Raw genomic sequence first — 8,334 nt, 5'->3', positions numbered from 1 at the left:
CGCTACCCGCGCAATCGCCGAGAACCCGGAGCTGACCAGTGTGCTCATCCCGGTCGGCGACGGACTGCTCTGCGCCTGCCGAGGGTGAGGCGCCACCACGGCCTGAGCCGGCGGTTCAGACCCAGGTGCCTTTGCCGACGGTGACCACGCCGCCGTTGCTGATCGCGAACCTGCCGCGGTCGCGGTCCAGATCGACTCCGATGATCTCGCCTGCCGACACCACCACGTTCTTGTCCAGGATCGCCCGGCGGACCACGGCGCCGCGGCCGATGCGGACACCAGGCATCAGCACACTGCCCTCCACGGTGGCGCCGTCGTCGACCACTACATTCGCGCTGAGCACCGAATTGCGCACCGTCGCCGCCGACAGAATGCTGCCCGCGCCGACGATTGATTCCTGAGCCAGTCCGCCCTGCGCGAATTTGGCGGGCGGCAGGTTCTCGGCGGCGCCGCGGATCGGCCAGTGCCTGTTGTACAGGTTGAAGACCGGGTGCACCGAGACCAGATCCATATGCGCCTCGTAGAAGGCGTCGATGGTGCCCACATCACGCCAGTAGCCGCGGTCGCGGTCGGTGGCACCGGGAACATCGTTATCGGAGAAGTCGTATACCGCTGCCTGCCCCTCGGCCACCAGCGACGGGATGATGTCGCCGCCCATATCGTGGTCGGAATCGGAATTCTCCGAATCGGCCCGGATCGAGTCCACCAGTACCTTGGTGGTGAACACATAGTTGCCCATGGACGCGAACGTCATATTGGGGTCGTCGGGGATACCGGGCGGATGCGCGGGTTTCTCCAGGAAACCGAGGATGCGCCCCGATTCGTCGGAGTCGATACAGCCGAACGCGCTGGCCTGGCTGCGGGGCACCCGGATACCGGCCACCGTGACGCCTGCCCCGGAATCGATATGGTGGGCCACCATCTGTTCCGGATCCATTCGGTAGACGTGGTCGGCGCCGAACACCACGATGTAGTCGGGATCCTCGTCGTAGATCAGGTTCAACGACTGCATGATCGCGTCCGCGCTGCCGGTGTACCAGCGCGGGCCGAGGCGCTGCTGGGCGGGCACCGGGGTGATGTATTCGCCCGCGAAACCCGACAGCCGCCAGGTCTGCGAGATATGCCGGTCCAGTGAATGCGATTTGTATTGGGTGAGCACGCACAACCGCAAGAAACCTGCGTTGACCAGATTGCTCAGCACGAAGTCGATGAGCCGGTAGGCACCGCCGAAAGGGACGGCCGGTTTGGCCCGGTCGGCAGTGAGCGGAAAGAGGCGCTTGCCCTCGCCACCTGCGAGCACGATTCCGAGTACGTGCGGCTGGCTCCTCACACCTGCCAAACTACCGAACCGGCCGGTCGCGAGTGGCCGCCGCCGGGCTGCAACGTCTACGTTGAAGTCCGTGAGTTTCGGCACCGACGGCGGTCGTGTGGCGGCGGGCGCCTGCCTCGGCGAACGGCTGCGGGTCGCCATGTTGACCCGGGAGTATCCGCCGCAGGTGTACGGCGGCGCGGGCGTGCACGTCACCGAGTTGGTGCCGCGGTTACGGCGTTTCGCCGAGGTGAGCGTGCACTGCATGGGCGCCCGTCGCTACAACGCGGTGGTGCACCAGCCCGATCCGGCGCTGGAGGCCGCCAACGCCGCCATCCAGATGATGTCTGCCCAGCTGCGGATGGCCGATGCCGTCGGCCAGGTCGACGTCGTGCATTCGCATACGTGGTACACCGGCCTTGCCGGACATCTGGCCGCCACCCTGTACGGGATCCCGCATGTATTGACCGCGCATTCGCTGGAGCCGCGCCGGCCGTGGAAGGCCGAACAGCTGGGCGGCGGCTATCGGTTGTCGTCCTGGTCGGAGCGCAATGCGATGACCGATGCCGACGCCGTTATCGCGGTGAGCGCGGGGATGCGCCGCGATGTGCTCGACGCGTACCCGGCCATCGATCCCGCCCGGGTGCATGTCGTGCACAACGGTATCGACGCCGAGGTGTGGCATCCCGGCCCGCCTGCCGCCGACTCCAGACCCATCCTCGACGAGCTGGGGGTGGTGGACGATATGCCGATTGCGGTGTTCGTGGGGCGGATCACCCGGCAGAAAGGGGTCGCTCATCTGCTGGCCGCCGCCCGCCATATCGATCCCGGTATCCAGCTGGTGCTGTGCGCGGGTGAGCCGGACACCATGCAGCTGGAAGCCGAGGTCGCCGACGCGGTTGCCGGGCTACGCCGCAGACGCGGCAATGTGTTCTGGGTGCGGGAGATGCTGCCCACCGAGCAGATCCGTCAGCTGCTTGCGGCCGCGACCGTGTTCGTCTGCCCCTCGGTGTACGAACCGCTGGGGATCGTCAACCTGGAGGCAATGGCCTGCGGGACCGCCGTCGTCGCCTCCGATGTGGGCGGTATCCCCGAGGTGGTGGTGGACGGCCGCACCGGCAGGCTGGTGCATTACGACGCGGGTGAATCCGAGGCGTACGAGCAGGGTTTGGCCGCCGCGGTGAACGAGCTGGCCGCCGACCCGGCCCGTGCGGCCGAATACGGCGCGGCAGGCCGGGCGCGCGCCATCGCCGACTTCGACTGGTTCCGCATCGCCGAACAGACGTTGCGCGTTTACGACCAGGTGCGCAAACCCTGAGAGCCCGCTGCGGCCACGTCGCGTGGACACGAAGCGGCGCCGTCGAGGCGGGAGGAGATCATGCCGTGGCGCCGCCGGAGGTGATGTCGTCGGCCAGCGGAACCACAATGGCGAGGATTTCGGCGACGGTGTCGTCGGGGACGCCGGCTGCGGACAGGGAATCCTTCAGGTATCCGGCAACCAATTCGAAATGGTGCATGGTGATTCCTCGGCCCTGATGCACCTGTTTCATCGGCGCTCCCGTATACGGTTCTGGCCCGCCGAGCGCGGCCGCGAAGAATTCGACCTGTTTCCCCCGCAATCGCGACATATTGGTGCCGGTGAAGAAACCGGCGAGCTCGTCGTCGGCAAGCACCCTCGTATAAAAGTCCGCGACGACAGCTTCGAGCGCCTCGTGTCCGCCGATTCGGTCGTAGATGGGGGTGGATTTTTTCTGGAACAGTATCGGCATTCGCATGCAACAAGGACACCACCGCGTGATTGCGTACCCGTTAGACGGGTGTCGCGAGAGTATTTCCATTGCGTGGCAGCGCAGTTTCTCGCTGGTCACAGTAGGCGGGCAACCGGGAGAGGTCTGTCGCGGCCGTGAAATGTCACGGTCGGTTGTCTGTTACGTGGCCGCAACGGTGGGGCGATAGGAGCTGACGATGACCGAAGCCGTCGCCTCGTACCGCTCGGGTAATGCGCCGACGGATGCGGCTGCGGCGTCGACGTGATGGGCGGACGGGCCCATGGCCACCAGGCGGGTGATATCGGCGCGGGTGAGCTGCATCGGGTACGCGACGGTGGTGCGGTCGATCAGGTCGAAGTGGCCGGACATGGCCGAACCGAGCCGCTGTTCCTTATCCGGCTCGACGGTGACCATGCCGAGCGGGCCGACCAACTCCCTGAGGTGCTCCGCGGTGGGTGTGACCACGACGTAACGACCGTCGGGGCGTAGTGACCTGGCGACGGCCGCGGGATTGCGGGGCGCGAAGACCGACAGTGCGGCGTACAGGGCGTGGTCGCGGACCGGGAGACCCTGCCAGGCGTCGGCGACCACCGACGCCGCCCGTGGGTGGGCGCGTGCGCAGCGCCGCCCGGCGGCTTTCGATACATCCAGCGCTATACCGAGGGCTTGCGGCAGCACGTCGAGCACCTGTGCGAGGTAGTAGCCGGTCCCGGCGCCCATCTCCAGAACGATGTCGACGATAGGCAGGCCGGGACCGCCCGCCGGGGGATGGGTCTCACCTACGCCTAACGCCCTGGTCACGGCGGCCGCGATCGGGGCGAAATGACTGCCCGCCTGGAACGCGGCGCGCGCGTCGAGCATCGCGGCGGTATCACCGGTCATCTTGGTCGAAGCGCCGGTGAGCAGGCTGATATATCCCTGCCGGGCGATATCGAAACTGTGCCTGTTCGCGCAGCGCAGCGACCGGTCGTATGAGCGCATGGCACCGCCGCATTCCGGGCACGCCAACACCCCCGCCACCGCGGCGAGTGCCGGTTGGTCGCCAGCGGTACTAGCTGGTGACACTCTTCAGTTCGTCACCCAGCGCTGCCGCCTCATCCGGTGTGAGCTCTACGACCAGACGCCCGCCACCCTCGAGCGGGACCCGCATAACGATCCCACGCCCTTCTTTGGTTGCCTCGAGGGGACCGTCCCCGGTGCGGGGCTTCATGGCCGCCATCCTCTGCTCCCTCCAGATCTGCGCGGTATGCTGCGCACTTGCTTGGAACTCCAGCTGTCACCAGCTGGGTAGCCCGCCGGCATTTGGCGAGCTACATCGGCTCTATTCTTCCTTATCGCTCGATGCGACGGATACCTGACTTCGAAATACGCCGGGGTGGCCGGTGTCGCGCAGGTCACTTCGCACCCAGCAATCGGCCAGGTGATCGTCGACCAACCCGGTCGCCTGCATCAGCGCGTACGCCGTTGTCGGGCCGACGAAGCGGAAACCGCGTCGCTTCAATTCCTTTGCCAGAGCGACTGATTCGGGGGTTGTCGCAGGGATTTCGGCGATGCTGCGCGGCCGCGGCCGTCGCGGCGGCGCGAACGACCAGATCAGCTCGTCGAGGCCGATATCCAGATCACGGGCAACCTTGGCGTTGGCGATGACAGCGTCGATCTTGGCGCGGTTGCGCACGATCCCGGCATCGGTGAGCAACCTGGCGCGATCGGCGGCGCCGAACTCGGCGACCTGTTCGATGGCGAATCCGGCGAACGCTGCCCGGAAGGCCGGACGCTTACGCAGGATGGTGATCCAGGACAGCCCGGATTGGAAGGCCTCCAGACAGAGGCGTTCGAACATGGCATCGTCGCCGTGCAGCGGCTGGCCCCACTCCTGATCGTGATAGTCGCGGTAGAGCTGCGATGCCAGCGACCACGGGCAGCGCACGAGGCCGTCGTGGCTCATATGATCTCCGGCGTGGTCGACGACGGCGTGCGACGCGCTTCGGCCTCGGCCAGCTGCACCTGTAGTTCGTCGATCCTGGCCGCCAGCCGCGCCAGCGCCCAGTCCACCTCACCGGCCTTGTAGCCGCGCACCACCTGCTGGAACCGCAGCGCGCGCACGTCCGATCCGGAAATACCTTCCACCGGCAGCACCGTGGCCGTCGTCCCCTCGGGCAGCGGCCCCAGCTCCTCCGAGCGCCCGAACACCGCGCTGGCGAGCAGAAACAGGACCGCGGCCACCAATCCGACGATCAACACGTACAACAGCAGCGTGAGCATGTCTGCGAGCTTATTGGCGAGGCCCGGCACCCGCACGGCGCGCTGCGGGACGGTGACGGGTCACAGGTGACGGGTGGTGTCGATACCGAGCGACATACCGGCCAGACCACGGCGGCGCACCGCCAGCTTGTCGGCAACCTCGCGCAGCGCGACCGCGGCCGGGTTGTCCGGGTTGCGCAGCACGATGGGGGTGCCCTCGTCACCGGCTTCACGCAGGCTCTGTTCGATGGGGATCTGCCCGAGCAGCGGAACCTCGGCGCCGACGGCACGCGTCAGCCGGTCGGCGACGGACTGCCCGCCGCCGGAACCGTAGAGGTCCATCCGAGTGCCGTCCGGCAGGTCAAGCCAGGACATGTTCTCCACCACGCCCGCGATGCGCTGCCGGGTCTGTAGCGCGATAGCGCCCGCGCGTTCGGCGACCTCGGCTGCGGCGGCCTGCGGCGTGGTGACGACGAGGATCTCCGCGTTCGGGATCAGCTGCGCGATGGAGATGGCCACATCGCCGGTGCCGGGCGGCAGATCGAGCAGCAGCACGTCCAGGTCGCCCCAGAAGACGTCGGCCAGGAACTGCTGCAGCGCCCGATGCAGCATCGGCCCACGCCACACCACCGGTGTGTTGCCCTTGGTGAACTGGGCGATGGAGATCATCTTCACATCGTGTGCGACGGGCGGCATGATCATCCGCTCCACCTGGGTGGGCCGGGCGTCGGTGCCGAGCATGCGCGGAACCGAATGGCCGTAGATGTCGGCGTCGAGCACGCCGACCGAGAGCCCGCGCGCGGCCATGGCGGCGGCGAGGTTGACGGTGACGCTGGATTTGCCGACACCGCCCTTACCGGACGCGACCGCGTACACCCGGGTGAGCGAGCCGGGCTGGGCGAAGGGGATCACCGGTTCGGGCGAATCGCCGCGCAACTGTTTACGCAGCTCGGTGCGCTGCTCGTCGCTCATCACGTCGAGTTCGACGGTGACCGCTCCGACACCGGGCACGTCGGCGACCGCCTTGGTGACCCGTTGGGTGATCTCGGTGCGCAGCGGGCAACCAGCGGTGGTGAGGTAGATCTCGATATGGACATTGCTGTCGGCGCCGATATCGACACTTTTCACCATGCCCAATTCGGTGATCGGCTTGCGGATCTCCGGGTCGTCGACTTTGGCGAGCGCGCCGCGCACATCCGCTTCCGTTACCACTGACATGACGTCGATTTTAGGCCGTCATATCCGTGGCAGGTCCGCGGGCCGTGGCGCGACCCCGGTGGCGTAGGCCTTCGACCATGCCATGACATTGGCCACATAGGCCATCGAGTTGTTGTAGCGGAGAATGGCGCGCGACTGCTGGGCGGTATCGCGCATATCCAGGCCGCCGTCGCAGAGATATTTGCCCGCGGTGAGCGTGGCGTCGTAATAGTTCTGCGGGTCGGCGATACCGTCGCCGTTGCCGTCGGCGGCGTAGCGCGTCCAGGTTTCCGGCAGGAACTGCATCGGGCCGACCGCGCGGTCATAGCCGGACAGGCCGTCGAGGGCGCCGCCGTCGGAGTCGTAGATGACGTTGTTGCCCGCGAGGCTGCCGTCGAGCACCGGTCCGTACACCGGGTCCAGTGCGTTGCCGTCGGCGTCTGCCTTGCCGTGGAACATATGCGTCGACTCGACCCGTCCGATCCCGGCGAGCACCGTCCACGGCATCCCGCATTCGGGATTCTCCTCGGCGAGGATCTGCTCGGCCGACAGGTAGGCGTCGTCGGCGATACCCGGGATGCCCTGCTGCCCGGGTGGTAACTGGGCCTGCTCCCGATCCTCGGGTAGCGCAACGCTTTTCACTACGGGCGGGGCGCTGCGTGACTGTTTCGCCATGGCATGGGTGAGGTTTTCGTCGGCGTAGGTTGCCGCGAGGGCGGCACTGTCCTGAGCGTCCGGCTGGTCGTCACCCGGCATATGCAGCTGCACCGATGCCGCGGTCGGATCGGTGGCCACTGCGGCGGCGTTGACGGCGACGAAACTCGCGGGCACCAATCCGGTGAGTGCGAGAACGGAGCTGCGTTTGACGGTGGCAGGTGTTTGTTTGCGATGACGCCCCACGGTGCGGTGACCCTCCGTCTACCCTTCGGGCCCATTCGTGAGCCCTTTGTGACCTACGAAGGGCAGGCTACCGCATCCGAGACCTTTTCGTTACTGCTTCGTGATCCGTTCTGCTGTTTGAAGTTACCTGTGTACGGCTGTCAGCGTGGCGGAGCGGGCAGTGGGATGACGATGCCGAACGGCAGCCTGATCACAGGCTGCGGGGCAGGCCCGGCCGGGGGCGGCTGGGGTGCGGGCTCGGGCGGATGCTCTGGCTGCCCTGGTGTCTGCGGGGCGGGCGCGGCAGGGTCCTGCGGCGCGACTGGGTCGCGGGGCCCTGCCGGGGCTGCCTGCACCTGCCGGTCCGGCTTCACGGGCCCGGGTACTGGCATCGGCGCGGGCACCGGGGTCGGTGGCCCGGACGGTGCGGGCGGACAGAAGATCCCGCACGGAATCGGCGGCAGGCCAGGGATGATGATCATCGGTTCGATGACTGGAGTCGGCACGTCCGGCAGCGGCGGCGCCGGGGTTTCGGGCGGTTCGGTGGCGGTCTGCGTATCCACCGCGGTCATATCCGGCCTCGGTTCGATCGGTGCGCTGCCCGGTGGGACCAGGTGCGGCGAGACGGGCACCGGGGTCGGTGAGCCGCCTGCGCGGTAGGCGGCCGACCAGCTCAGCACGTCGGCCGCGTACCGCATCGAATTGTTGTAGCGCAGCACGGCCTTCAGCTCCTGCGCCCGGTCGCGCAGGTTCAGGCCACCCGAGCACAGGTACTTGCCCGCGGCGAGGGTGGCGTCGAAAACGTTGTGCGGGTCGGCGACCCCGTCTCCGTTGCCGTCGGCGGCGTAGCGGCTCCAGGTGCTCGGCAGGAACTGCATCGGGCCGAGCGCGCGCACATAGCTGCCGTCGGCGGCCCGGATGATCTCGTTCCCGGGCAGG

At 67.5% G+C, this 8,334-nt stretch carries 10 protein-coding genes; 1 reads left to right on the top strand and 9 read right to left on the bottom strand.

What is annotated here, in order from left to right; all coding sequences use genetic code 11:
* Positions 1-115: 115 nt before the first annotated feature.
* Complete coding sequence (gene glgC / locus B0T44_RS25480) at positions 116-1,330, bottom strand: glucose-1-phosphate adenylyltransferase (protein ID WP_077114775.1); 1,215 nt, start codon at positions 1,328-1,330, stop codon at positions 116-118.
* Positions 1,331-1,457: 127 nt separating this feature from the next.
* On the opposite strand from glgC, the gene glgA reads away from it, so the two are divergent.
* Entirely contained in the window at positions 1,458-2,627 is a 1,170-nt protein-coding gene (glgA, locus tag B0T44_RS25475) for a glycogen synthase (RefSeq protein WP_077114776.1), read from the top strand.
* Positions 2,628-2,685: 58 nt separating this feature from the next.
* Here the strand turns inward: glgA and B0T44_RS25470 are convergent, their stop codons facing one another.
* The 8 genes from B0T44_RS25470 to B0T44_RS25435 all read right to left on the bottom strand — a co-directional run.
* Positions 2,686-3,084 carry a group I truncated hemoglobin gene (locus tag B0T44_RS25470; protein WP_077114655.1) on the bottom strand — a complete coding sequence of 133 codons (399 nt, stop codon included), beginning with the start codon at positions 3,082-3,084 and terminating at the stop codon, positions 2,686-2,688.
* A gap of 153 nt (positions 3,085-3,237) precedes the next feature.
* On the bottom strand, positions 3,238-4,098 hold the full coding sequence (locus B0T44_RS25465) for a putative RNA methyltransferase (RefSeq protein ID WP_175647917.1): 861 nt from the start codon (positions 4,096-4,098) through the stop codon (positions 3,238-3,240).
* 31 nt (positions 4,099-4,129) lie between these two features.
* Positions 4,130-4,297 (bottom strand): DUF3117 domain-containing protein, encoded by a 168-nt coding sequence (locus B0T44_RS25460; RefSeq protein WP_011211259.1) that lies wholly within the window; start codon positions 4,295-4,297, stop codon positions 4,130-4,132.
* Positions 4,298-4,399: 102 nt separating this feature from the next.
* Positions 4,400-5,023, bottom strand: coding sequence for a DNA-3-methyladenine glycosylase I (locus B0T44_RS25455; protein ID WP_077114657.1), 624 nt, complete (start codon positions 5,021-5,023; stop codon positions 4,400-4,402).
* Positions 5,020-5,340 (bottom strand): DivIVA domain-containing protein, encoded by a 321-nt coding sequence (locus B0T44_RS25450; RefSeq protein WP_077114777.1) that lies wholly within the window; start codon positions 5,338-5,340, stop codon positions 5,020-5,022. Before B0T44_RS25450 ends, B0T44_RS25455 begins: the two co-directional genes overlap by 4 nt.
* A gap of 60 nt (positions 5,341-5,400) precedes the next feature.
* Positions 5,401-6,537, bottom strand: coding sequence for an Mrp/NBP35 family ATP-binding protein (locus tag B0T44_RS25445; RefSeq protein WP_077114658.1), 1,137 nt, complete (start codon positions 6,535-6,537; stop codon positions 5,401-5,403).
* 18 nt (positions 6,538-6,555) lie between these two features.
* Complete coding sequence (locus tag B0T44_RS25440; protein WP_077114659.1) at positions 6,556-7,416, bottom strand: lytic transglycosylase domain-containing protein; 861 nt, start codon at positions 7,414-7,416, stop codon at positions 6,556-6,558.
* A 140-nt stretch (positions 7,417-7,556) separates the two neighbouring features.
* Positions 7,557-8,334, bottom strand: a 778-nt coding sequence (locus tag B0T44_RS25435; RefSeq protein WP_139795361.1) for a lytic transglycosylase domain-containing protein, incomplete at its 5' end; no start/stop codon positions are given.

The organism is Nocardia donostiensis (genome assembly GCF_002081715.1).
Classification (GTDB): domain Bacteria; phylum Actinomycetota; class Actinomycetes; order Mycobacteriales; family Mycobacteriaceae; genus Nocardia; species Nocardia donostiensis.
Note: the sequence above shows the minus strand (reverse complement) of the source record. Positions and strands in the feature narration are given on the sequence as shown.

What these genes read in the sequence shown, in the direction of transcription:
- B0T44_RS25445 (WP_077114658.1), bottom strand. Translation starts at nt 6,537, where the DNA reads ATGTCAGTGGTAACGGAAGCGGATGTGCGCGGCGCGCTCGCCAAAGTC.
- B0T44_RS25450 (WP_077114777.1), bottom strand. Translation starts at nt 5,340, where the DNA reads ATGCTCACGCTGCTGTTGTACGTGTTGATCGTCGGATTGGTGGCCGCG.
- B0T44_RS25455 (WP_077114657.1), bottom strand. Translation starts at nt 5,023, where the DNA reads ATGAGCCACGACGGCCTCGTGCGCTGCCCGTGGTCGCTGGCATCGCAG.
- B0T44_RS25460 (WP_011211259.1), bottom strand. Translation starts at nt 4,297, where the DNA reads ATGGCGGCCATGAAGCCCCGCACCGGGGACGGTCCCCTCGAGGCAACC.
- B0T44_RS25470 (WP_077114655.1), bottom strand. Translation starts at nt 3,084, where the DNA reads ATGCGAATGCCGATACTGTTCCAGAAAAAATCCACCCCCATCTACGAC.